Genomic DNA, 26758 nt, shown 5'->3' on the forward strand with positions numbered 1-26758 from the left:
CTTTGCACTAACCAACCAAGTTTACTCGGTTTCAAACCAATACCTTTTAATACGTACTTTTTGCGGTTAACCACCAGTTTAATTTAAAAGTGTAAAATGTGCAACCCAGCCACCGCCAGGCGCCATGTTTATCCTGATGCTATCGCCATTTTTAAAAACAGCTGTCGAATAATTGGTATCACTGCCTATTCTGTCGGCATTTATTCCGTCGGCAAAAATTTCGGCTCTGTAGTTTTTACCCTTTTCTAAAAAATCAAGTTTAATGTTCAATTCTCTTTTATCCCAATTGGTCATAGCGCCTACATACCAGTTATTTGCTTTTTTACGGGCAACACACAGGTATTTGCCAACAGCGCCATCAATTGGTTTAACTTCATCCCAAATGGTAGATACATCGCTTAAAAATTTGAGCACCTGCGGCTCTTTCTGGTAAGCGGTAGGTGCATCGGCAAGCATTTGTAACGGACCGTAATAAACAGCGTACATTGCTAACTGGTGGCACCGGGTACCCTGGCTCATCGGCCTGTCGAATATCTGTTTCCAATCGGCGCGGTTATAGTTTTGCATGGCGCCGGGTGTATAATCCATGCTCCCGGCAAACATCCGTATAAACGGAATGGTCACATCATGTTCAGGCGACACACCATCTTTGTCAAATTTATTCCACTCCAACCCTTTAACCCCCTCTACATTAATATTGTTGGGATAAGTTCTGGATAACCCTGTCGGGTGATAGGCTCCGTGAAAATTGATCAGCAATTTACGCTTTGCGGCTTCCTTAAGCAGGCGCTCGTGAAACTCAACCACTACCTGGTCATCCCGGTCCATAAAATCAACTTTTAAACCCGCTATTCCCCATTTTTCAAACTTATCCAAAGCCGGTATCATTTGCCGGTCGAGCGTTCGCCATACGCACCATAAAATAATGCCCACTTTTTTTTGCTTTGCATATGCCACTAATTCATCCATATTCAGCTTTTCAGCGGTCTTCAGCAGATCAAACTGATCGCTCCAGCCTTCGTCAAGGTTGATATATGATATTCCATTCGCGGCAGCAAAGTCAGCATAGTATTTATAGGTATCGGTATTAAAACCGGTTTTAAACGATACTCCCGAAAGGTTAAGCGCATTCCACCAATCCCACGCTACTTTACCCGGTTTGATCCATTGCGTATCAGTAAGCCTGCTCTGCGCCGCCAGTAAATAAACCAGCTGGTTACTCAATATATCCTTGTCTGTTTCGTTAAAAGCGATCAGCCTCCACGGAAAATTTCGCTGACCCGTAGTTTTTGCGATATAGTTTTCGCGTTGTTTAACCACTAAATTAAAATTGCTGTATCCGCCGATCTCCACCGTTTTAGGATATGCCGAATGTTCACCTGTCAATGTATTGGCATTTGCAGTATCAGCAGCAACAGTTAAACAGGGATAATTAAAAACATCCGCCTCGTGTAACATGATATTAAGCCCATCCGGGCCTTTTACCAATACCGGCAAACTGGAATAATTAGGTTTTTGCCGGTAGTCGCTTACCTTTTGCAGCCGGTAGTTCGATTCGGACATGGCGGGATGAAAATACGCGGAATAATTATCCGCAAAATGATAATCGTTCCTTTCTGAACTCACAATAACATCACCTGTAATGTTGGAGATAAAACGGTAGGCAAACCCTTCATTGTAAACCCTGAATATAACAGCGTAGTTATTCTTAAACTCGATTTTTAGCTCGTTATAGTTTTCGGGTATCGTAGCTGTAATACCGTACAGTGGTTTTACAATGGTGTTTACCGTATTTGTTTCTGTTTTTTTTATTGCCGGATTTAAGCCCAGCACGGTACCATCGGCAAATGATATCGAAATAACAGATGGTAAAATAATATGCTTTTCCTTAAAGTCGATACTGTAAGATATGTTTTTGCCGATAGTGACAGTCGCTTTGATCTTTTTATCCGGAGATGAAATAAAATGATCCTGTGCCGTTGCACCGGCAGCCATAATTAACAATAAACCAAGACCTAACGATAGTTTTTTCAACATAGCTATTTAGTTTTTAACGGCTAAGTACAAAATTATACTTGCCCGAACCTGTTTTTACCGATGCATATTGTTTATCACCTATCCGGATGATCTTATCAGGATCTATCAGCTGGCCATTTCTAAGCAAACTGGCACCGTTTTGCCAGTTAAACTCAATAGTTGCCGTAGTATTGGCAGGTATTTCAATCGCTAATTTAAAACTTTCTGCGTCTTTTGTCCATTCGGTTTTGATCCAGCCATGGGGGGATAAATGACTGGCTTTACAGTGAGTTATATCGCCCACTACTTCCGGATGGATGATGATCTGATCAAAAGCGACACTGTTTTCGGCTTGCCTTATGCCGCCTAAGCCGCTGTAAAACCATCCCAGTAAATGGCCCAGCATACAATGATTATTACCCAGGGCTTTGTTGGCCTGCCAATCTTCCATCAAGGTAGTTGCGCCATGCGCCAGTTGATACCCGTAACCGGGTACATCGCTCCGGTTATTCATTTCAAATATCAGGTCCGATCGCCCTTCGGCTTCCAGCACACTCAATAAATATTTATAACCTACCTCGCCGGTAGTCAGGTTATTATTATGGTTTTTAATGTCTTTAACCAGATTAGCCAATACCGCATCTTTATATTGCGGTTCAACCAGCTTCATATAAATAGCCATCGCATTAGCTGCCTGGCTGCCCGTACCATATTGCATTTTTGAGGCATCAAAAAATGTCTTATTAAAAGCTATCCTTATTTGGGCAGCCAGCTCACGATATTCTTTAGCATCATCTGTTTTGCCTAATAGCACAGCCGTTTGCTCTAAAATAGTAACATCATAATAGTACGTGGCTGTACCGGTAATACCCTGGGGGGTGTTTACCGAGTAACCTTCGCCCGAACCTTTTGGCCCGATATCGAACCATTCGCCTAAACCATGCGATACGATATGATCCTTTGCCCTCGAACCAAGATAACCGGCATAACGTTTCATCATATCGTAATTTTCAGCCAGCACGCTTTTATCACCATACCATTGGTACAGGCTCCATGGCAAAATAATACTGCTGCTCCCCCATTCCGGCGAATCACGAAAATCTGGGGTAAATTCTACATACTCCGGGGCTATATTAGGTACCAAGCCATCTGCTTTTTGCGACAGGCTCATATCCTGTACTATTTTGCGGTAAAAGTTTTCAATATCATAATTATACCGCAGCGAATTGCCCAGCAACGCCGGTACTTCCAGCCAGCCCAGTTTTTCACGGTGCGGGCAATCGGTAAGTACGCTGGCCATATTACTTTTAACCGACCAATCGATGAGCTTGTATATTTGATTAAAAAGCGGGTTGCTGCATGTAAAATCGCCCATCGTTTTGGCCGAATTACGGGTATGTATCTCCGTCAGATCCGATACCACAGGCAGTCCATTTGGATTTGGTTGGCCTGCGGGCACTGCTCCTTCTACCTGCAGGTATCTAAAGCCGTAATACATAAATTGCGGTTGCCAGTTTTCAATACCATCGCCTTTTAAGGTATAAACAAAGTATGACGGTGCGCCCGATGGTCTTTGATTAACTGTTCCACTGCTGTCAACTATCAGCTCGGCAGGCGTGATCTTCACTTTACTGCCCCTTGTACCTGTAATAGTGATATGCGGAATGCCCGATGCGTTTTGCCCCATGTCGTACACAAACACGCCTGGTTTAGGCTGCTTAATGCTTACAGGCTTAAAACTATCAAATTGTTTTAATGCCGGAGCTAATTGTGCTGCCAACGCAGTCGGGCCGGTTGTAACTATCGCGTTCTGCCATCCCTGGTCATTAAAACCGGCTTTATCCCAACCGCTTTGTTCCAACCGGGCATCATGATCTTCGCCGCCGTAAATGCTCGAAAAGGTTACCGGGCCAGGCGCCGCTTTCCAGGTAGTATCACTAACAATATTGGCCGATGTACCATCGGTATAATTGATCAATACACGGCATGTCATTTTGGGATAGCCAAATGAGCCTGTCATCTTTCGATAACGCTCAGTAGGGATATGGTAAAATCCATTCCCTAACATCACCCCTATCGCGTTGCTCCCTTTTTTCAATAGACCGGTAATATCAAATGTTACGTATAAAGCCTGTTTATCATAATTGGTCCAGCCGGGGTCCAAAAAATGATCGCCTACTTTTTCGCCATTGAGGCTTAACTCAAATTGCCCCAGGCCCGAGATAAAGATCGTTGCTTGCCGGATATCTTTTTTGATGCTTATTTGCTTACGCAACAAGGGTAAAATATCTTTGCTGGTATCCTTTCGGGGATTTACAGCTCCCGAAATAAATGGAACCTGCCTTTTATTTTCGGGCATCACCTGGTAGGCTATCCATTTCGCACCCTGCCAGTCAGCAGTTGCCGATAACCCGGTTTGCCAGTTAGCAATAGCACTCCAGGCCGATGCAATGCCTTGCTTATCCCATATCATAACCTTCCACCAATACTTTTTGGCCGGAAGCAATTTTTTACCATGATAAGCAACCTGGACAGAGTTTGATGAATATGTTTTACCAGAGTCCCAGATATTACCAAGGTCCTGGCTCAAAAGCGTTGGCGAATCAGCCACCAGTATCCGGTAAGCCGATTGCAATACATTAGGTTTGCCTGCTGTTATCTGCCAGTTCAAAACAATCCTCCCGGCATCAACACCTAATGGGTTAACACTATTTCCGCAAAGCAAACCCTCAACCTTAACCTGTCCACAAGCCCATACAAAACTATTCAGGAACAGTATCGTTAACAGCGATATCTTTTTCATGCTGTTATTTTAATTTAAGTATCTCGGTACCTGCTAATAATAACGCGCCTACACCAAACACATCCGTATCATCATAAGTGGTAACCCCGGGCTGTTCGGCAATCTTTTGTACGAAACCCAGTTTACCATCCGGGTGTACACAGCCGGTTAAAGCATTCCAGGCAGCTAACACTTTGGGTTTATAATATACTTTGGGTAGCAAGCCATTATTAATACCCCAGGTTAAACCATAACAATATAAACCGGTGCCACTGGTTTCTTTTGATGGATAGCTTTCCGGGTCGAGCAGGCTTGCACGCCACATACCATCGGCCTGCTGTAACGTCACTATCTTCGCCGCCATATCTTTAAACAGGGTTTCATACCGTTTGCGGGTAGGATAATTTTTAGGCATTTGCTCCAATACCCGGGCTAAACCTGCAAGCACCCATCCGTTCCCCCGGCCCCAAAACATTTTAGCCCCGTTCTTTTCGCGCTGGGCAAAAAACCGGCTGTCGCGATAATACAGGTGCATATCCTTATCATATAAATAATCGTAAGTTTTCCACCAAAGGCTGTCCATTAAGGTGCTGTATTTTTTTTGGTGTGTAACATTGGCGAGTTTCATCAAACTGGCGGGCCCCATAAACAGGGCATCGCACCACGACCATACCCTGAAAACGTTCATGTTTTTAAACTCCAGCGGTTCGTTTGTTTTCCTTGCGATAAGCTCATCGGCCATCTGCCTGAAATCGCTGATCATGCCCGGATCATGATTGTCCTGGTAAAGGTCACAATACAGATCGCCTATCAGGTAATCGTCAGCAAAAAAACGACGGTTATCCTTACCCACTGTCCAGTTAGCTTTTTTTGAATAATAAACACATTGCTCAAGATATTTGGGCTCATTTAATATCTTACCTGTTTTGTATAGTCCGACATAGTAGGTAGAATAAACCCATTCATTAACGGCCCACCGTAAGGGTTTCTTTTCAAAATTAGCGATCTGCCAGTCGGCCGTCCTTCTCAATAAAAGCTTAATGCTGTCTTTAGACGGTTTATTTTGCAAAACAGCCGATGAAGTCAGTTCTGTTTTTGCGAAAACAGGGATTGATGACAGGCATAGCACAGCCAGGCCCAGGGTGCAGGCATAATGTTTGAGCAACAATTTCATAAAGTGTAGTTAGTAGTGCAGTATGCTGAAAGTGCACATCGACCCGTGGTAACTCCGATTCTAAAAAACGAATCAGCCTTTGTGGTTGATTTTCTTATAAAATTTCTTCAGCAGGTCACCAGCTAAAAGCTCATTATTTTCTGTCGGAACATTGATCTTTTTCCACTCTTCTTCCAAAATTTCATCTAAAAGATCTGGATACTCCGTATTTACTAAATAATGCGCAATCTGCTGCATTTCTGCTGCCGAACATTTATTTTCAAGATATTTTAATAACAGCTTTTTCTCCTCTACCTGTAGCATAGCGATCATATATATCCTCAATACGAATATAGATGAAAATACCACCAGTAAAAAATATTAATTCGCAACAATGCGATCAATCAGCCAAAAACTATTATTATTTATATCCCTGGGTAAAACCCTTTCAGCATGTCTGTTTGGTTAATAGTTTATATGAGTTTTTAATTGTTTTAACGCAGCTACCATATGGTTTTCAACTGTATTTTTCGATATGTTCAATCTTTGAGCTATTTCATTATAAGTCAATCCTTCTTCCCTGCTTAACTCAAAAACAACTTTTTTTTGTGGCGACAGGCCGCACAACCCATCCATATATTTCCGCTCAAGCTCAATATGCATCAAACGGTCATCCGCTCTCATGTGCGAGCTTATCTCTATATAGGTATCCTCATCATTAATGGATATCGTTTTTAAAGCGTTCTTCCGGTAATGATCGATCATCTTATTTTTAACCGACCTGAAAAGATAAGCCGATACAGGTAATTCATTATTTACCAAATGCTTTTTTTGCCAGATGTTAAACATTACATCCATCACGATCTCTTCGGCCACTTCCTTATCACTTATAAATTTTAAAGTGTAGTGATACAGCTTTGCAAAATACTTATTGAACAATAGATTGTAGGCCGCCTCGTTCCCTTGTTTCCAAAGCTCAACAAGCTTATGATCGTCTGCTAATTTTACATCCATAACATTTACATTATTACATATAAGCCGGGTAATGGCAACCCATTAAAATCAATTGGTCAATATATAGACGTTTGCAACTTCTCAAACACCACCGCTTTGTCTACATACCAAACTTATAGATAAAAAAAACATCTTCAAAATAAATTTGATAAAAAGTGTGCGCACACACTATTAAAAAACTAATATGTTTGCGCACACACACAAAATTTTATAAATGTTGCCGCACACACAAATTAAAATCATATTTTTGTTAAATAACAGGTGTTTTTTAGTGTGTTGTATTAACTTAATGTAAAACGTGGACAATAAAAATATCAGGATCAAAGACATTGCCATACAGGCGGGAGTATCAACAGGCACAGTCGACCGCGTTATTCATAACCGCGGCAAAGTATCATTAAAGGTGCGTAAACGCATTTTGGCCATCATCAAAGAGCTGGATTATCAGCCCAACATGATCGCAAGGGCATTAGGCACCAATAAAATTTTTACCATTGCGGCCCTGATACCCGACAGCAATGTCGACTTTTATTGGGATGCGCCAAAAAAAGGTATTGAAAAAGCCGAAACCGATCTGAAGCAATTTGGCATAGCAGTACGCCAATATATATTTGACCCATACAACGTAGCATCGTTTTTAGAAAAAGCCCGCGAGGTTGAAGCATCAGATGCGGATGGCATTTTACTGGCGCCAATATTTCACCGTGAGGTACTCCCCTTTTTGGATGTATGGCAGCAACGGTCCATCCCGATGGTGTTTTTCAATACCCAGTTAACCGACTTTGATCCGGATAGCTATATCGGGCAGGATTCTTACCAAAGCGGTATGCTGGCCGGTAAACTATCACAACTTGGCCAGCCGGAGCATTGTTCGATCCTGATCGCTCATATTGATGAGGATATCAGCAACTCTGCTCACCTGATCAAAAAGGAACAGGGCTTTTATAATTATTTTAACAGCGATGCATTAGCCAGCAAATACAACCTGTTTAAGACTGAACTGAACAGATCCAACAAAGATGATTTTAACAAACAACTGGCTAACATTATAGCGGGTAACCCTAACCTGCGATCGATATTTGTAACAACCTCCAAAGCTTATTCGATTGCCGATTACCTGGAACAAATGAAGATCAAAAACATCAGGATCGTTGGGTATGACCTTTTGCCTAAAAACGTGGAATTTATGAATAAAGGCTCGATAGATTTCCTGATCAATCAGAATCCAAAAGGCCAGGGATATTGGGGTATATATCAATTAACAGATCTGCTTGCATTGAAAAAGAAGATCCAACCCATCAAATACTTACCACTGGATATTGTAACCAAAGAAAACCTCAACTATTACCTTGATATCTAAGCCGGAATCTATGCTTTACGCGATTTTGCCTTATGCCCGGCTACCGCGTAATAATAAATAAACAGGTAACAAGGCACCAATATCCAATAAGCTTCGCGCGAGTTAAGCTTGTCTACCAAAAAGCCGTATAATGGTGGGATAACTGCCCCGCCCGCTATAGCCATAATTAATAAGGACGAGCCTATTTTTGTAAAGCGGCCCAAACCGGCAATAGCCAATGGCCATATGGCCGGCCACATTAAAGAGTTGGCTAAACCCAGCAAAGCTATAAACAATACCGATGCATAGCCATGGGTAAATATAGCCGCAACCGAAAATATGGCACCTAAAACCGCGGATACTTTTAGCGCGTTCTCCTGCTTAATATAACGCTGAATGGTGCATATACCTATAACATAGCCAACTATCATGGCAACCAATGTACAGGCAGTGAAAAACTTGGCAGTACTTAGCGAAATACCTTGCGATGCTCCGTAACTGATAATGGTATCGCCGGCCATAACCTCTACCCCTACATATAAAAACAGCGTTAACACCCCCAGCATTAAATGCGGAAACTGAAAGATGCTTGTTTTATTGGTATTGGCTATAGCTACTGCTTCGTCCTCTTTATCAGTATCGATCTCAGGTAAACTTGAAAAATAAGTTATAATGGCCAAGATAACCAGTACAACAATGATAATGATATAAGGTAAGATAACCCTTGATGCCAGGTTATCCAACTCAATTGTTTTCTGAGCCAGGCTCATTTGTTTTAAACGGACCACCAAACCATCGGCATCCTTTAAAGCAATAGCGCCTAAAACTATTGGTGCGATAGCGCCGGCCACTTTATTGCAGATACCCATGATACTGATCCGTTTTGCAGCACTCTCGGCAGGCCCGAGTATAGTGATATACGGGTTTGACGCTGTTTGCAATATAGCCAGACCGGTACCCTGTACAAATAAACCAAACAAAAAGAAACCATAAGTACGCGTAAGTGCCGCCGGGATAAAAATAAGTGCGCCCAGCGCGATGATACCCAAACCTACCGACATCCCTTTTTTAAAGCCGGTAAATTTTAATACCCAGGCCGAAGGAATACCCATCACCAGATAGGATATATAAAAAGAGAACGCCACCAGGTAGGCTTCAAAATTATTAAGCTGGCATGCTATTTTTAAATAAGGTATAAGCACCGAGTTTAACCAGGTAATAAAGCCGAAAACAAAGAATAGAGCACCGATAATGATGATCGGGTTGCCATTACTTTTTGAAATATTATTGGGGGTTGGTTCTGTTTTAGGCGTCATAAATGCTCAGGTTGTTAAACAAATTGAATATTACCAAAAAATTGTGGTAAATGGAAATCCGGCGTATCAGAATAAATTTTATTCCATGATAAGAAGTGAGGTTCAGGCAGGTCATCACCGCACTTATAAAAATTAACCCGGCAGTTTTTGATATTAAACTCATTGATATCATGGTAACAAAATACATCGAATGGAATAACGAGTGTAAGTTGCCAGCTGATCAGATCGTTCTCGTTGTTGCTGTTAACAAAAGTTTGGTGCCTTATCCTTTTTATAACCGATACAGGCAATAATGTGCGCTCCTCTCTTCCTTTACCAAAACCGGCAAAACAAGCACCAATGCTGTTAAATTCAAGGTTATAATATTCGTCATCATCATCAAACGCGATAAAAAACTCCACACAGCTATCCTTATGCACCGGGTCGTTAATGTTATTGTAAACCGCCCGCAGATCCTGTTCAGACACATAAAATTTCACAAAAAAACAATCACTGCCATATGCCATAGCAAAACCCACATCTGGTTTATAAGCATAATCGGGCCACGATACATTGGCTATTTTTTCTTTTGGGATAAGATCAAGTAAAGTGGATATCTCATCAGTGGTATTGCTTTTGTTGGTATTGATAAAATACGGTACCGTTAATATTTTCATAGAATGCTGTTCAGTTTAGTTGCACCAGCTGTGCGGTTTCAATAATTAGGTTATTGATCTTATCAATATTTTCTTCAAGCTTGCTTACCAGCCTGAATTGTGCGAGCGCTCTCTGCAAGTTGTGCCCCGGCGAATGGATCTTAAAATAATGGTCGCCCTCCAGGTAATCAGTTAAAAACCTAACCCCTTGCATGTAAGGCAATAACAACACCCCGGTAGATAATGAATCGATCTCGGTTGAGGTAAGCATCATCGCGGTTTCCTGCAGGTAGCCCTTAACAAAAGCCTCAAAAAAATCGAGCCTGATATCAATTTTATCAAGTTCGGGCTCATCCTCGGCCGCGGTGCTCACGATAGTTCTAACGGCATCACCAAAATCATAAGCCACATAGCCGGGCATCACCGTATCCAGGTCTATCACGCATTGCACCTCGTCATTCAGGTTAAGCAATACATTGTTGAATTTGGTATCATTGTGTATAATGCGCAGCGGCAGTTTACCCTGCTTACCGGCGTTTACAATACTGCTCATTTGCGCTGCCCGTTTATAAATAAAGTCGATCTGGTCGGGCACATTTATTACCCTGTTATACCGATCGGCCTTTATAGCTTCATCAAGCATGGCCAGGCGGCTTACGATATTGTGAAAATTAGGTATTACTTCAAGAATGAGATTAGGATCAATATCAGCTATTTGCTGTTGAAATTTCCCAAAGGCACGGCCACCTTCAAAGGCTTGCTTTGAGTTGGTCACCACGTCATAACTTCGGGTATTAAACAAAAATTTACATACGCGCCAATAGTTGCCGGCCTCATCTTTAAAAAACGAATGATCATCATATGTAGAGATCAGCGTGAGCACTTCCCTGTCAGCATTGGCACCGGCCGTTTTGTTTAGTTTATTTTTGATATGATCGGTAACCAATTTAAAATTGAACATCAATCCCGGGACGTTTTTAAACACATGATGATTAACACGTTGCAAAAGATAGTCGGGCTTGGCGGCGTTGTTGTTTTTTACGCGGTAGGTATCATTGATGTGTCCGGAACCAAACGGTTTTATTGATTCTACTCCGCCTTCAATTTTAAACTGTGAAACTATTTTAGTCAAGTCCATATTTAGCCAGTTTAAAATTCATAACGTTTAAAAGCTTCAATAGCTTCATACTCAGCTAAACCCAGGCGGTCAAACAATCGCGCTGTACTGCGGTTGCGGTCTTCGGCACGCTGCCAAAATTCTCTTTTATCGTTACCCGGGAACACAGGACTATCTTTTTGCGACTGATGCTTGAATATCGCTTTGCGCTTGCGAAGTAATTCTTCGGGACTGATCGGCACAGCCATATCAATATCTTCCACATCCCATTCATGCCATGCCCCGCGATATAGCCATACAAAGCAATCTTGCATCCAGGGCTCGTTTTTTAGCCGGTCTATGGCTTTAAAAATAGCATCCAAACAAACGGCGTGTGTGCCATGCGGATCGCGCAGGTCACCTGCGGCAAATATTTGTTGCGGTTTTATCTGCGTGAGCAGGTCAACAATGATCTGGATATCCGCTTCGCCTAAAGGTTTTTTTCTGATCTGACCGGTTTCATAAAAAGGCATATTTAAAAAATGTGCATTCTCTTCTTCAATACCGCAAAAACGGCAGGCAGCAGTAGCTTCGCCACGTCTTATCAATTCTTTAATATCCCTAACCTGTTCATTATCCTCTTCGCCTAACTTTTTTGTATTTAAAAATGACGCCACATTTTTCTTGATCTCCATTGCCTTTTCGGGAAGGAGCCCCATACGTTTGGCAAATCCCGCAGCAAAATCAGCGAACCGTAAGGCGTCGTCATCAAAAACCGCGATGTTACCCGACGTTTGATATGCTACATGAACATCGTGCCCTTGATCGGATAGCCTAAGCAAGGTGCCTCCCATAGATATTACGTCATCATCCGGGTGCGGACTAAATATTAATGATCTTTTGGGGAAAGGGTTTGCCCGCTCGGGCCTGTTAATGTCATCAGCACCTTTTTTGCCACCGGGCCAGCCGGTTATTGTATTTTGGATGCTTTTATAAACCTGGATGTTCAGCTCATAAGCGGTACCAATACGCACCAGCAATTCCGATAAGCCTTCTTGTTTATAATCGTCAACAGTTAGTTTTAAAATAGGTTTATTAAGAAACAAGCTTAGCCAAACAACGGCCCGCCGTATTAATTTCTCATCCCAATCGCAGCTACCAACCAGCCACGGTGTTTTGATCCGGGTAAGCTCTAAAGCGGCATTCTCGTCCACATAAACTGTTACATTTTTGTGCTGCTGCAAAAACGAAGCGGGTAATTTGGCTGTGATATTACCCTCAACCATATCCCGTACTACTTCGGCCTTACCTTCACCCCATGCCATCAATATAACTTTATGCGCCCGCATAATACTGCCAACACCCATGGTAATGGCCCTAAGCGGCACGTACTCCTCCTTAATAAAATCCTTGGTAGCATCGGCTATGGTAATAGGATCGAGTTTTACCAGCCTGGTTGGCGAATTAAATGCTGAGCCCGGCTCATTAAAGCCAATGTGCCCGGTACGGCCAATGCCCAAAAGCTGAATATCAATACCGCCTGCATCCAGGATGCTTTTTTCGTATTCGCGGCAAAACTCGCTTACCTTTTCAATGGGTACACCGCCATCGGGTATGTAAATGTTGGATCTTACGATATCAACATGATCAAACAAGTGCTGATGCATAAACCGCCAATAGCTTTGCAGGGCATCCCTGTCCATCGGGTAATACTCATCCAGGTTAAATGTGATCACATTTTTAAAGCTCAGGTTTTCCTGCTTATGCAAACGCACCAGTTCCTTGTAAACAGCAATAGGCGATGATCCGGTTGCCAAACCCAATACGGCCATCTGGCCCTTGCTTTGTTTTTGTTTGATACAATTTGCTATCTGCGCCGCTATACGTACAGAGGCTTTATCTGGATCTTTATAAATGTGTAAGGGGAGTTTTTCAAATGATGTTATCGTATAGTCTAACAGTTGCATATGCTATAGTTCTTCGATCGGATTGATTTACTGTGATCAGTTATTTTTAATTGTTGCAGCGGTATGCGAAACTTTTATCGTACCGTGTTCATACTGCATGATGTAATTGTTATTAAATACGCAGTTAATAGGTACTACCACCAATTTGCTTATTAATTATTAACATAAAATAACCTGTTAATTTGTGGTTTTGGTTAAGCTGCGTTTTATTTGTTTAAGTGCGCAGCGTTCACTATTACCGTGAATTAACAGGTCAGCTTTATGTCAAAAAGGGTTTGTTTTATGGAAAGTAAACACTTTGAAGGCTGTAAGGTAAATTCAATATTTTATCACCGCTACCACCCAGGGTAATGCTGGTGCCACCATTAATGTTTAACACTCCCGACCGGTAATAAGCATAACCGGTTTTACCTGTGCCAAGATAATCGCCAATGCAAGGGATATCTCCGGCTGTGCCACTCCAGTATTGAAAGCTCGATTTGGTAGTACCATCAGCAGCGTTACGGATATACCATGTGCCGTTTGACGGACGGTAAATGGCGATATCAGTTAAGCCGTCGCCATCGTAATCACCGGGTACCGGGATATCATTAAGGCTGCCAAAAACAAAGCTGGTTACGCCATAAAAATAAAATGTACGGGTAGATGGTCGGTAAACGGCCATGTCCGACGTACCATCGCCGTCAAAATCGCCCGGAATAGGTATATCACCGGTGGTACCATATTGTACATTATTACTCACGCCATTCAATAAGTAGTAAAACTTATTGGTGTTTGCTGTAGCCGATGGGCGGTAAATGGCCAGGTCTGTTTTACCATCACCATCAAAATCTCCGGGCACAGGGATGTCTCCTGCCTGGCCATATTGTGTGGTAACGCCCCCCGGAAGATTATGCCATGTACCATCGGCCGGGTGGAAATATACGTAATCGGTTTCCCCATCCCCATTATAATCACCCGGGCAAGGGATATCTCCTGCAGCACCCTGGGTTACATTTGATAGCCCGCTTACTTTCCAGGTACCATTGTTAAAAAACGCGAGGTTACTTTTTCCGTTGTTATCAAAATCGCATGTCCTGGTCAGCACCGGTTCATGAAAAAGTGTTTTTGTAAAAGAACCAAATCCAAAAGTGTTGAGCCACGGCGAGTAAGTACGCACTCCTATCCTGTCATTATCGCGCGAAAAGTGCATTAAGCGCATATATCCGTTACCACCATTGGTATTAAATTGATAATCTGCCATAATGGTTTTGATGGTGCGCCCCTGGTAAGTATCCTGGCGGTAAGCCTCGCCGCCAACATGCCCGCTTAAAAACAGGCAAACATTACGACGTGTTTTCAAGCGATCGTAGATACCTTGTCCCTGGCTGTTTGTTGCGTTAACACCACCAGTTGCACCCCATGGGGCCGGGCTGCCATTATCTAAAAAGTAATGGGTAACAATAATAGCCTTACGGGATGCATAGGTGCCCAATAAATTATAGGCCCAGGTGTTCATCGCGGTTCTATCCTGGTTCTGGCTATCGTATTCCAGGTAAATACATATCCAATCCAGTCCGCCGCCGCTAAACAGGTCATAGTGGCTATCATTGGCGCCCGAGCCACCTGTATAGTTACCGCCATAATAAGAGCGGCCACTAAAGTGCGATGTACCAAAATAGGTATTGTATTGCGATGTGGCATCGGTTAAAGGAAAGCCCTGGTTAGGATATTGATCATGATTACCTACCGCCAAACCATAAGGTATCCCACTAGGTAATCCTGTTAAAGGCGACTCTAACATATAGTATGCGTTTTTAGCGTTAACCCACTGAAATGGCTGGCTGTCACCATCATCGGTTATATCGCCCAAACCTATCACATAAACGATATTCGAATCGGCCTGATGCGCTTTTATCCAGCGGATCTGGCTTGTGAGCATAGAGTCTGTAGCTCCGTTTTTGTTCGATGTTTCGTATTGAATATCGGGCATCACCACAATATTAAAATCAGTACCGGGTAAAGAGCTGAGTTTTAATTGCCCCGATGAATTTTGAGCTGTCGGATTATCACTGCTGGTTGTTTCGGCAGTCAGATTACTTTTTTTACATGATGAGATGGATACCATGAAAAAAAACGAGCATCCCAAAAAGGCTGCAAAAATTAGAGACAGTACGCTTAGATGACGGTTTTTGAAAGGAATGCCTTTCGGATTCCATGAGGTAGTCCTTAAGTTTAAGATCTGTTTCATAAAAAGTGATTAATGGTGTTTAAATTAGGTTACTGATTTGCCCTTTTCGATCAAGAGCAAACAAAAATTGGCGTATTGAATACTGTGTATCAATTATTTACAATACGCACAAAACCAAACACACCACTAATCACCTCATATTTATATCATTGCGATACCTGGATAGATAATAAAAAATGTTAAAGATTACAGATGTAACCGGAGCTGCTAATGTGGTAAGTTAATGCAGGGGCACATCTACTCCTGCCCATATCTTTTTTGACGACCAGTCTTCATCCGGAGCCGCCCAAAATTCATCACTCTCGGGTAAACCGAGCGGCAGCAGGATATTCGAACAGATATACAAACTCCCGGTTGAAACATAAATGTCGGCTAAAAGAGGCTGATGCCCATAAACGCCTAATTGCAGCCACCCGTTTTTATCATAAAGGCCCGGGGCCGAAGTGACTTTAGTTATCACTGCCGACAAAGCGCACCTCACCTGGGGCGCAGTAAGCTTTTTAGGCAAAGTTTTTTTTAATGCGGTATTAGCCAGGTGCTGGAATGCTGCGGTACGATAAACTATCGATCGCCCAACAAGCGGATAAGTACCATCCGGGGCTATAAACTGCTCCTGTATAATGGCGTATTGCCTGTTAATATCAACCAGGTCCTTTTTCATATCCAGATAAAAAGGATCTTTTTCTGCCACCCAGTTCAACACTTCGTGCATGTATGGATGAATTACAAAACTATTGTAATAATCTAACGAGAAATGAGGGCCATCATTGTAAAAACCGCCTCCCTGGTACCATTGCGCATGCTGGCGCAAAGCATAGTCAATACGCATAATATCGTACTCTTCCCCTATTGATAGGAAGAACGTTTCTATCATGGCGCTAAACAATATCCAGTTATTGAACCCCGAACGTATTTTACGGGTACTTCTTAAACATTCGAGCGCCTGTTTTTTGCATTTACTGTCTAATGCTTGCCACAACCTGGGGCAACGGATAAAGGCATAGGCCACATAAGATGCATCAACTAATGATTGCCCCAATGGCGTACCATGGTCATCCCAGTTCATATAATCGCGCGCCGAGGGATTAACAGCATTGCCTATCCCCTTTACTGCCAGCGCAAAGTATTTATCTCTTAGCTTCTTTTCTGCAGCGTTCATGTCTTCCAGTTGCAGCCAGGGTGCAATTCCGGATAGTAAACGGCCCATAGCCTCCAGGTGCGAGTATTTGCTTCTATCGCCCAATACCTTTTCGGGCATTTCTACCGGCATTTTCTCCCGTAGCTGGTCTGCAGCCAGGGCGGTTAATACGGGTTCGGTTAAATTCATCAAAAAATCAAGCCACAACTTACGATGATCAATGGCTGCCGGTATTTTTTCATCGGCGGCCATATTGATATTACGGGAAAATACAACAGGGCTTACGCCCAGTATCGTGCTGTTTTTTAAAAATGTTCTTCTTTTCATGGCTCTTTTATTACTCTGGCCTCGCCCTGCTCATTTATTGGTTGGTTTTCATCTTCAGCATCCTGGCTTCGCCAGGAGCAAATTCGATCGATAGCAATATTTTATCGTTTGTTACTTTGGTTTCCTTTACGGGTGCATACATTGTTGCTCCCCTATCATAAGGCAATACCGGCGCCGAAAGCTGCACACCCAAAGGATAATGTCCTTTCAAAGTGACGCTTACCGATTGTGCCTTGCCCGATTTATTGACCAGGTACAAGTAATCGGTACGATCGGCATTCTTAAACAGCGCACATAAAATGTTTTGATTATCTATCGAACCCAAACCAGGAACAGCATTAATATCCAACTCACCTACCGCAATATCCTGGTTATAAGGCTGGGCTGATACATGGTAAGGGCCGTACAATTGGCTGCTCATTACCACCGGACCGATAACATCATTGAGGTAATGGTTAATGGCTTTTACATAAGCATACTTTTCGGTTAAACGGCCGGCGCTGTCGCGGATAGCATACTTGTAAGGTTCAGGGGTATCTAAAGGATAATCATAAGTAAAATACATACAGCCTTTGCCCCCATAAGCCACCGGGCAAAAAGCCATAAAGCTCAGTTCGTACATGCCGGGGTTATTGTAATTACGATGCTGCGTAGTGTATGGGTAATACCATAAGGGGCGGCCATCAGCTTTTTGTTTCATGATGGAAAGATTATAAAAGTAATCTTTGCGCAGGTCGCCGTTCACAAAGGGATAAAAATCAAAGGATACCACATCGGGTCTCATCAATGGGTTTTTATTCACAAGGAAAGTATCGAGATAAGCCTCATACAATTCATGGCTTTTAAAAGCATACACCGGCAGCATATTCACATAAGCCATTTTGCCGGGATCGTTCCGTTTTACATCCGACACCCATTTCCGGATATTATCCGCTTCTTTAACCTTAGGCTCATCGCGGATGCTATAGCCCAGCAGGGTTGCACGCAGCTGCTTATCCAGCGATTGGGTAAAACGGAAGGACATAGTTGAAAGCGAATCGTTATATCCTTTACCACGCGGCGTAAGGTAAAATGTTTGGATGTGATATTGCTGCAGAATACGCAGCAGTTTAATGTGCGTAGCTTCGTTTTGATAGGGTAGAAATTTATTGTAATTGTTCTTTCCCGAAAAGAAGTTAAACCAGGCATCTTTAGCTTCTTTTACGTGCTTTTTGTAAACATCAAAGTTTACATCTGCCGAATCAGGCGATACATCCACATAGGTGCCTATAATAAATTTATCCTGCTTAAACTGGGCATAAACCGGTTTGCTGGTCAATGCAAAAATCAACAAACAGCAGCCCATAAAAGTATTAACACCTATGCATTGCCTGCCAGTCATTTAATAAGGTATTAAAGTTATTGGTTATAAAAAACCCGGCCGTTTTATGCGGCCGGGGCTCAAATTAATATCCGGGGTTTTGAACCATTTTGGTTGGGTTCACATCAATTTGTGTTTGTGGTATGGGCCATAATTTGTTATGATCATCTAAACGCAAAGCATTACCTAAACCGGCAAAGTAAGCATTCATTACATTAAGCAAATTATTGGTGCGCACCAGATCGAAGAAACGCAGGCCCTCAAAAGCCAGCTCTACACGGCGTTCGTGCATAATACGGGTACGGAAATTTGCCTGACCAGTTACATACGTAGCTGTTACTGCAGCATTGGTAGTTTGCAATGCGGCTAAGCCCGCACGTGTCCTCACTTTATTAATGTAAGGCAGGGCCTGCACAAAGCCAGCTGTGGCATCGTTTTCATTTAAACATTCGGCGTACATCAGCAAAATATCAGCATAACGCAGTACCGGGTAATCGGTATTGGCATCGCCTGGTACGGTTACGGTAGGATCTGCAAACTTCACCACATATGACGAGCCGAATGTGTTACCCGAAATATTTTGGATATTAACCGTTGCATCGCGGCGGATATCGCCGGTCTCGAATTCGTTATAGATATTAACAGTTGGCTGATCGGCGTTGGTTGAAGTAAAAGTATTGGTTGGGCCCGCACCTACACCCAGGCCGCCGCCCGAGTACTGTACCGAGAAGAGGATCTCTTTATTGTTACCGTTGTTGTATTTAAAAACATCGGCAAAGTTGGGCAACAGGTCGTATTGTGTTGTTCCCTGGTTGTCGATAATGCCTTTCAATATAGGTGCAGCTTGTGAAAACTTTCCTTCGAACAGTAAAACACGCGCCAGCATTCCCTTTGCAGCACCGGCAGTTACCCTGCCAATATCCGACGTAGCGGTATAAGTGTTAGGTAATCCGGCAGCAGCCTCGGTAAAATCTTTTTCAATTTGCACAAATACGTTTGCTGCGGTTTCGCGGCCGTAATCATATGATTGCTCAGGGCTGGTTATCTCTTTAAGTACAAGCGGCACACCGCCAAAACATTTTACCAGGTTAAAGTAATAGTAAGCGCGCAAAAATTTTGTTTCGGCAATCAGGCGGGCCTTCAAGGTAGCATCCATGGCAACGGCATCAATTCTGCCTAATACGGTATTTGCACGTGAAATACCTACATAAGCTGCATTGTAACGGTTTGATATCTGTGTAGAATTATCGCCACCTACCGGTGCGTTGGTATAATTATCAAAGCCGCAATGCCCCTGTGCACACAATGCCGAAACAGCTTGTGCATCATCTGTAGGAATATCGCCAAACATAAACTCCTCCGACGCGGCGCCGGCACCTTGCAGTGAACTGTATACCGCGGTTACGGCATTCACCATATCATTACTGGTTTTATAAAAACTCTCGGTAGATGTCGAGGTAATAGGTGCCAGATCAATAAAGCTTCGTTTACAGCATACTACAAGTGTAGAAATAACGAGTAGTAAGCACCATGTATATTTTTTCATGTCTTTTTTAAATTTAAGGATTATAAGCCAACGTTAATACCAAAGGTGAACGTACGGGTTAGCGGATAAGATGCATAATCGATGCCCATCAAACGTAATTCGTTATTTGTACCTCCGCCGCTGTAAACATTTACATCGGGGTTATAACCAACGTAATGGGTAAAGGTGAACAGATTTTGTGCTGTAGCATATAAACGAACAGACGATATATGTGCCTTGCGTGTTAATAACGACGGAACGTTATAGCCCAGTGTAACATTTCTTACCCTTAAGTACGAACCATCTCTTAACCAGCGGGCAGGCTGTGATGCCGTATAACCAACAGCAGCGTTACCGGTAGTACCCTGCCTTGGGTAAAGGCCGTTGCCCGGCTGAGATGGCGACTGCCAGCGGTTCAACACCTCTTCCTCCAATTGGTTCCACGAAAGTGCCGGGCCGTATGAGCCGATGAAGCGCGAACTCAGCATAAATACATCATTGCCTTGTACACCCTGTAACTCAATAGCCAGGTCGATACCTTTATAGCTAAAGCGGTTGGTAATACCGTAGGTAAAGTCGGGATTAGGGTCGCCAATAACGGTACGATCGTCGGCGGTAATCTTGCCATCGCCATTCACGTCAACAAATTTGGTATCGCCGGGGCCGCTTAAGCGGTTGTTTTCGGTAAAACGTTGTTCAGAGTGAGCATCCACGTCGGCCTGATCTTTAAATACACCATCTATTTTGTACCCATAAAAAACAGATACCGGATAATCTACACGCAGTTGCTGCGTACTTGCCGAACCTTCAGAGTTGGTAGTAATGGTTTCATCTTTTTTACCCAGGTGCAATACCTTGTTACGGTTACGCGAGAAGTTAAGATCAGTAACCCACTTAAAACCTGCGTTATCAATATTGGTAGTGCGCAGTGAAATATCGATACCTCTGTTTTGTATCTCGCCAACATTACCATTTTGACTGGTAAAGCCCGACAGTGCCGGTACAGGCAGCGAGTAAAGCAACCCGGTGGTCAGATCGCTATAGTAATCAAAGGTTAGGTTAACGCGGTTTTTTAAAATACTTACGTCTAAACCGACGTCCATCTTTTTGTTGTACTCCCAGGTTATCTCATTATTAGGCAGGTTACCCGGCGCGTAACCAGAGACCACGCCAGAGTTACCAAATGTATAGTTAGCTGAACTTAATGACGGGATACCAGGGTAATAACCAATGTTGAAATTACCCGCTTCACCATAGCTGCCGCGTAGTTTCAACTCATTAAGCAAAGTAAACCTTTTAGCAAAATCTTCTTCACTAATGCGCCATCCGGCTGATACTGACGGAAAGTTACCCCACTTTGTATCCGTGCCAAACTTACTCGAACCATCGCGGCGAATAACTGCCTGCAACAGGTATTTATTTTTATAAGCGTAACTGGCACGGGCAAGATAACTTAACAGTGTCCATATGTTTTTGCTAACACCGCTACCCACAATACTTGCAGAACCGGCCAGATTTGGCACCAGGTCATTTTGAAAACTGCCCGCGGCACCTGCTAATGTATTACTGATGGCCGTGTATTTTTGTGCGCTATAACCGCCCAGCAAGTTCAGGTCATGATCTTTGGCAAAGGTATGCTGATAGGTCAGGATGTTATCCCAGGTCCAGTTCATGGTATGGCCTTCTGTTCGCGAAGCAGCTATATTGGCAATATTAGGGCCAGGGAACGTAGGTGTGAGCGCCTGGGTACCGTTGGCTGCAACCGATACGGTTGACGGGCGATATTTATCGCTCCAGTTTGAACGGGCATCTATACCCAGGGTGCTGCGAAAGGTTAGCCCTTTTATAAATTCAATTTCGCCATAGGTACTGCCCATATATCGCGATACTTCCTGTGTCCAGTGATATTTAGGATCTTCAATAGGCTGCAGTGGTGAGTTGGCTGTTGCGTAACCATATTGAGTATACAAAGGAACACCGTTATTTGAATTATATAATCCTTCGGGGGTTTTAGGTGCGATGGTTGGCGGCTGCACCAGGGCCGACAGGATAACACCGGCATCCAGATCCGGGCTATTGATATGTAGGTCGGTATTGCGGCGATTTTCTATTGAGTAAGAAGGCGAAAAGTTCATGCCTACCTTAAAAAAGCTGTTTACTTTGGCATCTAAATTTACCCTGCCGGTATAGCGTTTAAAATCGGTAGCTTTAACAATACCATCGCGGGTAAGATAGTTACCGGATACAAAGAAGGTAACTTTATCACTACCGCCCGAGCCCGATAGCTGATAATTTGATGTGGGCGCATTCTTTTGATAGATCAGGCTCTGCCAGTCGGTATTGGCCACATTTGCCGGATCGTCAAAAGCGGGGATATAATTTACGTTAGCCAGCGAGTTATTGTAAAGGCGGCTGCCGTTAGGCGTAGCCGGGTTACCATTTACCGATGCCCAGTTAGCTGCCGTTTGCTCTTTATAGTATTGGATAGACTCGTCCCTGTTGAGCAGTTTTAACATTTTAGGTATATCCTGTATACCGGTATAATAGTTAAAATCGATACGGCCCTGCCCGGCTTTACCCTTTTTTGTAGTGATAAGCACAACGCCGTTACCACCACGCGAGCCGTAAATAGCTGCTGCTGATGCATCTTTTAACACATCAAAAGAGGCCACATCATTCGGGTTGATCATATTGATATCGCTTGCATCGGCCAATGGTATACCATCAACCACATACAATGGGGTATTATCGGCGCTTATTGAACCGGTACCCCTGATCTTTACTGTAGGGCTGGCACCGGGCCGACCGGTACTGGCGGTTACTTCCACACCCGGCACCTGGCTGGCTACAGCATCAAGGATGTTGGTAGTTATCTGATCTTTGATCTCGTTAGCCGTAACCGAAGAGGTTGATGCGGTTAAGCTTGCACGTCGCTGGGTTCCGTATCCAATTACAACTACTTCGTTAAGTGCATTGGTTTCTATAACTAATGATACATTGGTTAAAGCACTGTTAACCTGGATCTCTTGGCTGCGATATCCGATGAAACTAAACACCAATGTACTCCCTAACGGAGCATTGATTGTGTATAAGCCGTTAGCATCGGTTTGAACTCCTTTTGTAGATCCTTTTAAAAGTACTGAAACGCCTGGCAGGGTTGAGCCATCTCTGCTCTCGGTAACGGTACCGTGTATTGTAGTTTGCGGATAGACTGCGGTACTACAGAGCATTGCAAAGAGCAACACAAAGGCGCATTTGATTACTGGGGTAAGTAAAAGTTTCATTTTCAAATAATTGATTATTAATTGGTGTGTAGGTTAATACGAGGATATGATATTGAACCACTATAAACCCATACTTTTTTTATACATAAAGTGCGAGTTTATGCTAAAAACCTATTACGGGCTAATTTTAAGGAAAAAGAATGACCTTTATGTTATCTGCAGATCTGATTATATTACCAGGTAATATCTAAAACACTGAGTGCCGATGGCGCGCCCGAACTTAGCGGGGCCTTTTGTAACATAACCGATAAAACACCTTTTTGCTGCCACCGTACCAGATCTATTTGCGGCTCGTTAAAATAGCCCTCTTTCGAGACAAAAAACTCTTTCCAGTCCGTCCAGTTATTTGCGGCGGTTGCTCGGGCCACAACCAAAGGCGCAGCCTGATCCTGCGATTCAAAATGATCTTTTCTCATATAGATCAGGTAGAGGTTATTGTGTTTATCCACGATAAGCTTTGGACGGTTACCCATTAGCGAAAGTTTTATTTCCTGCCAGGTGCCATCAGGTTTACGATAGTAATGAAAATAGCTGGCATCTTTATTTATGCGCGCCCAACCGGTCTCTGCACCTGCTTCCATCCGGTGATACATCACAATGTGCACCACACCGTTATAATCTATAGTTTGCGATTGGCTGTTCATCATTCCCCATCCCCTGTTTAATTCTTTAATTACAATCGATGGTGAATTGGTGCTGATCAGTTTACTTGTATCTAAATTAGCCACAACCTGATCTTTTGTATTATACCAGGTATCTCCGTTATCCGGGCTATAAGCATAACCAATATCGCGGTTACCAACGCCCTCTTTTACTTCGCGCCAGGTCCAGCTTACATGCAGTTTGCCATACTTATCGTAAGTTAATCCGTTCAAATAAGCGTTACGCGTTTTACTGGTACCTTTAAACGGGTCGGAGTAATCGCCTTTGCCCGAAAATACCTGGTGCAGGTTACCCCATTTACTGCTTTTGCCATTGTAGGTAGCTATCATATAGTCAGCATTGTTGCTGCCGCCTTTTCGGTAACCCAACAACATATTTCCCTGCGGTGTATTAACAAAGCGTGGGTAGGTAACGTTATTGAGTGGTTTGCCGTCTTCTAGATAATTCCTAACCTCGCTGAATAATGACGGTTGCCATTTAATTTTTTCAGGCTGGTCTATACATCCCTTTTGCGATACCCGGTAATGCAGTGAGCTGGCATGATGATCAAAAGCGATATGGATAGTACCATCGTTTTTGCATAAGCCAATGCTGATGGTATTGTGCGAATCGTTCATCAATCCCTTGGCGTAAGAAAAATAATAATCGGTAAACCGGATAATTTGCCATGTGCCTGCAGGCAGTTCACGCCGGCCTAAACAAACGTGACGATCGATATCATAATAAGCGACATACTGCCAGCCTTTATAACTGGTAAGCGCATCCTGCTGAAAGTTTTGACCGTTTATAATGTTGCCGTAAATACCTTTGGTTAAGGTTAACGCGGCAGTATCTACAACCGATGCAGTGCTTTTTATATTTTGAGCGTGAATATTACCCGATAAGCCGGAGAAGAACACGATGGTTAATACCAACAGGAAATTCTTTTTCATTTACTGTCTAAATATGATCTATATGCTGAGATACCTCAGCTGTTTGTTTTGAATTTTATCGGGCAACCGCCCTATTATTTCTTTTGTGCCGGTGGTGTTATGCTGATATCCCAATCGCTCACTTTGCTTTGCCTTTCATCTGTAATATTTACCGCTTTAAGGGTTGCGGGTATATTTAATTGCAGGGTTCCGGTGTATTTGTTTGAATTTTTACCGGGTGTCGATCCATCAGTAGTGTAGTAGATATGCGGATCATAGCTATCGGTTTTTAAAGTAACCGTTGCTTTACGCGATACAGAATCAATTACCATATTCCGTTTTACATTATAGGCGCTCGCGGCATAGGAAATGCCCATCGCATCATAACGTTTATACTCGCTTTCCAGCCTTTTCTTAAACCCTTCCCAGCTTCTGTTTTGTGGATAGGTCCAGGCAATTTCGGCTAACGCCGCACCTCGTGGATAGGTCATGTACTCCAGTCGCTGAGGCGTGTGGATAAATTCGGACCAAACATTGGCTTGTACGCCTTTAATGTACTTCACTTCATCCGCAGCCAATTCTGCAGGTATCGGATCGTAAGAGTAAACCTTTTCTAGATCGAGCACGGGGCCGTAGCCAAACTCGCCTTCCAGGACCCGTTCACCTTGCGGGTAATCCAAATAGAGATAGGTGGTCGGTGTCATTACCACGTCGTGTTTAAGTTTGGCAGCAGTGATACCGCCCTGGATACCACGCCACGACATTACAGCCGCATTGGGAGCAAGTCCTCCTTCTAATATCTCATCCCAACCAATAATTCTTTTGTTTTTGGTGAGTAAAAAGTTTTCGATGCGTTTAATGAAGTAGCTTTGCAATTCGTTTTCGTCTTTCAGCCCCTCCTGCTTTATGCGGGCCTGGCACTTAGGGCAAACCTTCCACCTGGTTTTAGGTGCTTCATCGCCACCGATATGAATATATGGGCTTGGGAAAAGTGCAGCAACTTCGGTAAGCACATCTTCTAAAAAGTCAAATGTCTTGTCATTACCCGCACAGTAAATATCGTGTACGCGTACCCAGTATTTTGATACTTCGAAAGGACCGCCGGTACACGAAAACTCGGGGTACGCAGCCAGGGATGAAAGTGTATGGCCTGGCATTTCAATCTCGGGAATAATAGTGATATACCTTGCTGCGGCATAGGCAACTACATCCTTTACCTGCTCTTGTGTATAAAATCCGCCGTTAGGGGTATTATCAAACTGATCTCTGTTTCGCCCCCATTGTGTACCGGCTTTATACGCCCCAACAGATGTAAGTTTTGGATATTTTTTGATCTCGATACGCCAGCCGGCATCTTCAACCAAATGCCAGTGAAAGGTATTGAGTTTATGGAAAGCCATGTTGTCGATAAACTTCTTCACGTATTCAACACTGTAAAACTGACGCCCAACATCAAGCATCATTCCACGCCATCCAAAACGTGGCTTATCAACTATTTTAACAGCCGGTATAGGTATGTTTTTTTGATGTTTAATGCCTGCTGGCATTAATTGCAACAATGTTTGCGTACCGTAAAACAGCCCGGCTGGCCGGCCGGTTATCACTACTTTTTGTTCATCAGCAGTTAATATGTAACCTTCGCTATTCAAGCTATCAGGTGCCTTGTTCTGCGTAAGCAGTATTACATTCTTTTTTAAACCCTGCTTGTCGCCGATAACAGTAATAGGGCTGCCAATAATTTGCTCCAATTGCTTCGCTATTATTGCAGCGGTTGATCTTAGTTCTCTGTTCGATAGATCGATCTTTATCCTGGTTGTTGCCGAAATAGTAAACTGACCCTGCTGCGTTTGAATACTCAAAGGCATGGGGATAATGGCCGGCCCTTCCTTTTTAAGTGATTGGGCTGCCGATATTTCTACAACAAAAATCAGCATCAATAACACGATGCTGATCTTTGTAAAACTTTTATAACTATATGGTATTTGCATTTATCTTGATCCTA

17 protein-coding genes are annotated in these 26758 nt (G+C 43.2%); 1 reads left to right on the forward strand and 16 read right to left on the reverse strand.

All coding sequences use genetic code 11. The annotated features are described in order from the left end of the window. Positions 1–78: 78 nt before the first annotated feature. The 5 genes from ACFGVR_RS20210 to ACFGVR_RS20230 form a co-directional block, all read right to left on the reverse strand. On the reverse strand, positions 79–2037 hold the full coding sequence (locus ACFGVR_RS20210; protein ID WP_448699312.1) for a glycoside hydrolase family 97 protein: 1959 nt from the start codon (positions 2035–2037) through the stop codon (positions 79–81). Positions 2038–2050: 13 nt separating this feature from the next. Beyond that, a complete protein-coding gene (locus ACFGVR_RS20215) occupies positions 2051–4819 on the reverse strand; it encodes a family 78 glycoside hydrolase catalytic domain (RefSeq protein ID WP_448699313.1) in 2769 nt (922 codons plus the stop codon). Between the two features lie 4 nt (positions 4820–4823). Continuing rightward, positions 4824–5972 (reverse strand): glycoside hydrolase family 88/105 protein, encoded by a 1149-nt coding sequence (locus ACFGVR_RS20220; RefSeq protein ID WP_448699314.1) that lies wholly within the window; start codon positions 5970–5972, stop codon positions 4824–4826. Between the two features lie 72 nt (positions 5973–6044). After that, positions 6045–6275 carry a hypothetical protein gene (locus ACFGVR_RS20225; RefSeq protein ID WP_448699315.1) on the reverse strand — a complete coding sequence of 77 codons (231 nt, stop codon included), beginning with the start codon at positions 6273–6275 and terminating at the stop codon, positions 6045–6047. A 141-nt stretch (positions 6276–6416) separates the two neighbouring features. After that, positions 6417–6965 (reverse strand): RNA polymerase sigma-70 factor, encoded by a 549-nt coding sequence (locus ACFGVR_RS20230; RefSeq protein WP_448699317.1) that lies wholly within the window; start codon positions 6963–6965, stop codon positions 6417–6419. Positions 6966–7263: 298 nt separating this feature from the next. Between ACFGVR_RS20230 and ACFGVR_RS20235 the strand changes: the two genes are divergently transcribed. Further along, on the forward strand, positions 7264–8325 hold the full coding sequence (locus tag ACFGVR_RS20235) for a substrate-binding domain-containing protein (RefSeq protein WP_448699318.1): 1062 nt from the start codon (positions 7264–7266) through the stop codon (positions 8323–8325). 8 nt (positions 8326–8333) lie between these two features. Here the strand turns inward: ACFGVR_RS20235 and ACFGVR_RS20240 are convergent, their stop codons facing one another. The 11 genes from ACFGVR_RS20240 to ACFGVR_RS20290 all read right to left on the reverse strand — a co-directional run bounded on the left by ACFGVR_RS20240 (position 8334) and on the right by ACFGVR_RS20290 (position 26744). Further along, complete coding sequence (locus ACFGVR_RS20240; RefSeq protein WP_448699319.1) at positions 8334–9620, reverse strand: sugar MFS transporter; 1287 nt, start codon at positions 9618–9620, stop codon at positions 8334–8336. A 14-nt stretch (positions 9621–9634) separates the two neighbouring features. Next, positions 9635–10276 carry a carbohydrate-binding family 9-like protein gene (locus ACFGVR_RS20245; RefSeq protein ID WP_448699320.1) on the reverse strand — a complete coding sequence of 214 codons (642 nt, stop codon included), beginning with the start codon at positions 10274–10276 and terminating at the stop codon, positions 9635–9637. A gap of 10 nt (positions 10277–10286) precedes the next feature. After that, the gene (locus tag ACFGVR_RS20250) at positions 10287–11393 is read right to left on the reverse strand and encodes a phosphotransferase enzyme family protein (protein WP_448699321.1); all 1107 of its coding nucleotides are present in this window, start codon (positions 11391–11393) and stop codon (positions 10287–10289) included. 11 nt (positions 11394–11404) lie between these two features. Next, positions 11405–13318 carry a glucosamine-6-phosphate deaminase gene (gene nagB, locus ACFGVR_RS20255; RefSeq protein ID WP_448699322.1) on the reverse strand — a complete coding sequence of 638 codons (1914 nt, stop codon included), beginning with the start codon at positions 13316–13318 and terminating at the stop codon, positions 11405–11407. Between the two features lie 280 nt (positions 13319–13598). After that, the gene (locus ACFGVR_RS20260; RefSeq protein WP_448699324.1) at positions 13599–15548 is read right to left on the reverse strand and encodes a metallophosphoesterase; all 1950 of its coding nucleotides are present in this window, start codon (positions 15546–15548) and stop codon (positions 13599–13601) included. A 220-nt stretch (positions 15549–15768) separates the two neighbouring features. Further along, positions 15769–17013, reverse strand: a complete 1245-nt coding sequence (locus ACFGVR_RS20265; protein ID WP_448699325.1) for a DUF2264 domain-containing protein — start codon at positions 17011–17013, stop codon at positions 15769–15771. Positions 17014–17047: 34 nt separating this feature from the next. Further along, positions 17048–18394 carry a hypothetical protein gene (locus ACFGVR_RS20270; protein ID WP_448699326.1) on the reverse strand — a complete coding sequence of 449 codons (1347 nt, stop codon included), beginning with the start codon at positions 18392–18394 and terminating at the stop codon, positions 17048–17050. A gap of 64 nt (positions 18395–18458) precedes the next feature. Next, positions 18459–19919 (reverse strand): RagB/SusD family nutrient uptake outer membrane protein, encoded by a 1461-nt coding sequence (locus tag ACFGVR_RS20275; RefSeq protein WP_448699327.1) that lies wholly within the window; start codon positions 19917–19919, stop codon positions 18459–18461. A gap of 20 nt (positions 19920–19939) precedes the next feature. After that, entirely contained in the window at positions 19940–23128 is a 3189-nt protein-coding gene (locus ACFGVR_RS20280; protein WP_448699329.1) for a SusC/RagA family TonB-linked outer membrane protein, read from the reverse strand. 227 nt (positions 23129–23355) lie between these two features. Next, positions 23356–24777, reverse strand: a complete 1422-nt coding sequence (locus tag ACFGVR_RS20285) for a BNR repeat-containing protein (RefSeq protein WP_448699330.1) — start codon at positions 24775–24777, stop codon at positions 23356–23358. 74 nt (positions 24778–24851) lie between these two features. Next, complete coding sequence (locus ACFGVR_RS20290; protein WP_448699331.1) at positions 24852–26744, reverse strand: beta-N-acetylhexosaminidase; 1893 nt, start codon at positions 26742–26744, stop codon at positions 24852–24854. Between the last annotated feature and the right edge of the window lie 14 nt (positions 26745–26758).

Source organism: Mucilaginibacter aureus (genome assembly GCF_053514885.1).

What these genes read in the sequence shown, in the direction of transcription:
- ACFGVR_RS20260 (WP_448699324.1), bottom strand. Translation starts at nt 15,548, where the DNA reads ATGAAACAGATCTTAAACTTAAGGACTACCTCATGGAATCCGAAAGGC.
- ACFGVR_RS20230 (WP_448699317.1), bottom strand. Translation starts at nt 6,965, where the DNA reads ATGGATGTAAAATTAGCAGACGATCATAAGCTTGTTGAGCTTTGGAAA.
- ACFGVR_RS20270 (WP_448699326.1), bottom strand. Translation starts at nt 18,394, where the DNA reads ATGACTGGCAGGCAATGCATAGGTGTTAATACTTTTATGGGCTGCTGT.
- ACFGVR_RS20220 (WP_448699314.1), bottom strand. Translation starts at nt 5,972, where the DNA reads ATGAAATTGTTGCTCAAACATTATGCCTGCACCCTGGGCCTGGCTGTG.
- ACFGVR_RS20285 (WP_448699330.1), bottom strand. Translation starts at nt 24,777, where the DNA reads ATGAAAAAGAATTTCCTGTTGGTATTAACCATCGTGTTCTTCTCCGGC.
- ACFGVR_RS20215 (WP_448699313.1), bottom strand. Translation starts at nt 4,819, where the DNA reads ATGAAAAAGATATCGCTGTTAACGATACTGTTCCTGAATAGTTTTGTA.
- ACFGVR_RS20210 (WP_448699312.1), bottom strand. Translation starts at nt 2,037, where the DNA reads ATGTTGAAAAAACTATCGTTAGGTCTTGGTTTATTGTTAATTATGGCT.
- ACFGVR_RS20280 (WP_448699329.1), bottom strand. Translation starts at nt 23,128, where the DNA reads ATGCTCTGTAGTACCGCAGTCTATCCGCAAACTACAATACACGGTACC.
- ACFGVR_RS20290 (WP_448699331.1), bottom strand. Translation starts at nt 26,744, where the DNA reads ATGCAAATACCATATAGTTATAAAAGTTTTACAAAGATCAGCATCGTG.
- ACFGVR_RS20225 (WP_448699315.1), bottom strand. Translation starts at nt 6,275, where the DNA reads ATGCTACAGGTAGAGGAGAAAAAGCTGTTATTAAAATATCTTGAAAAT.
- ACFGVR_RS20245 (WP_448699320.1), bottom strand. Translation starts at nt 10,276, where the DNA reads ATGAAAATATTAACGGTACCGTATTTTATCAATACCAACAAAAGCAAT.
- ACFGVR_RS20265 (WP_448699325.1), bottom strand. Translation starts at nt 17,013, where the DNA reads ATGAAAAGAAGAACATTTTTAAAAAACAGCACGATACTGGGCGTAAGC.
- nagB (WP_448699322.1), bottom strand. Translation starts at nt 13,318, where the DNA reads ATGCAACTGTTAGACTATACGATAACATCATTTGAAAAACTCCCCTTA.
- ACFGVR_RS20240 (WP_448699319.1), bottom strand. Translation starts at nt 9,620, where the DNA reads ATGACGCCTAAAACAGAACCAACCCCCAATAATATTTCAAAAAGTAAT.
- ACFGVR_RS20275 (WP_448699327.1), bottom strand. Translation starts at nt 19,919, where the DNA reads ATGAAAAAATATACATGGTGCTTACTACTCGTTATTTCTACACTTGTA.
- ACFGVR_RS20250 (WP_448699321.1), bottom strand. Translation starts at nt 11,393, where the DNA reads ATGGACTTGACTAAAATAGTTTCACAGTTTAAAATTGAAGGCGGAGTA.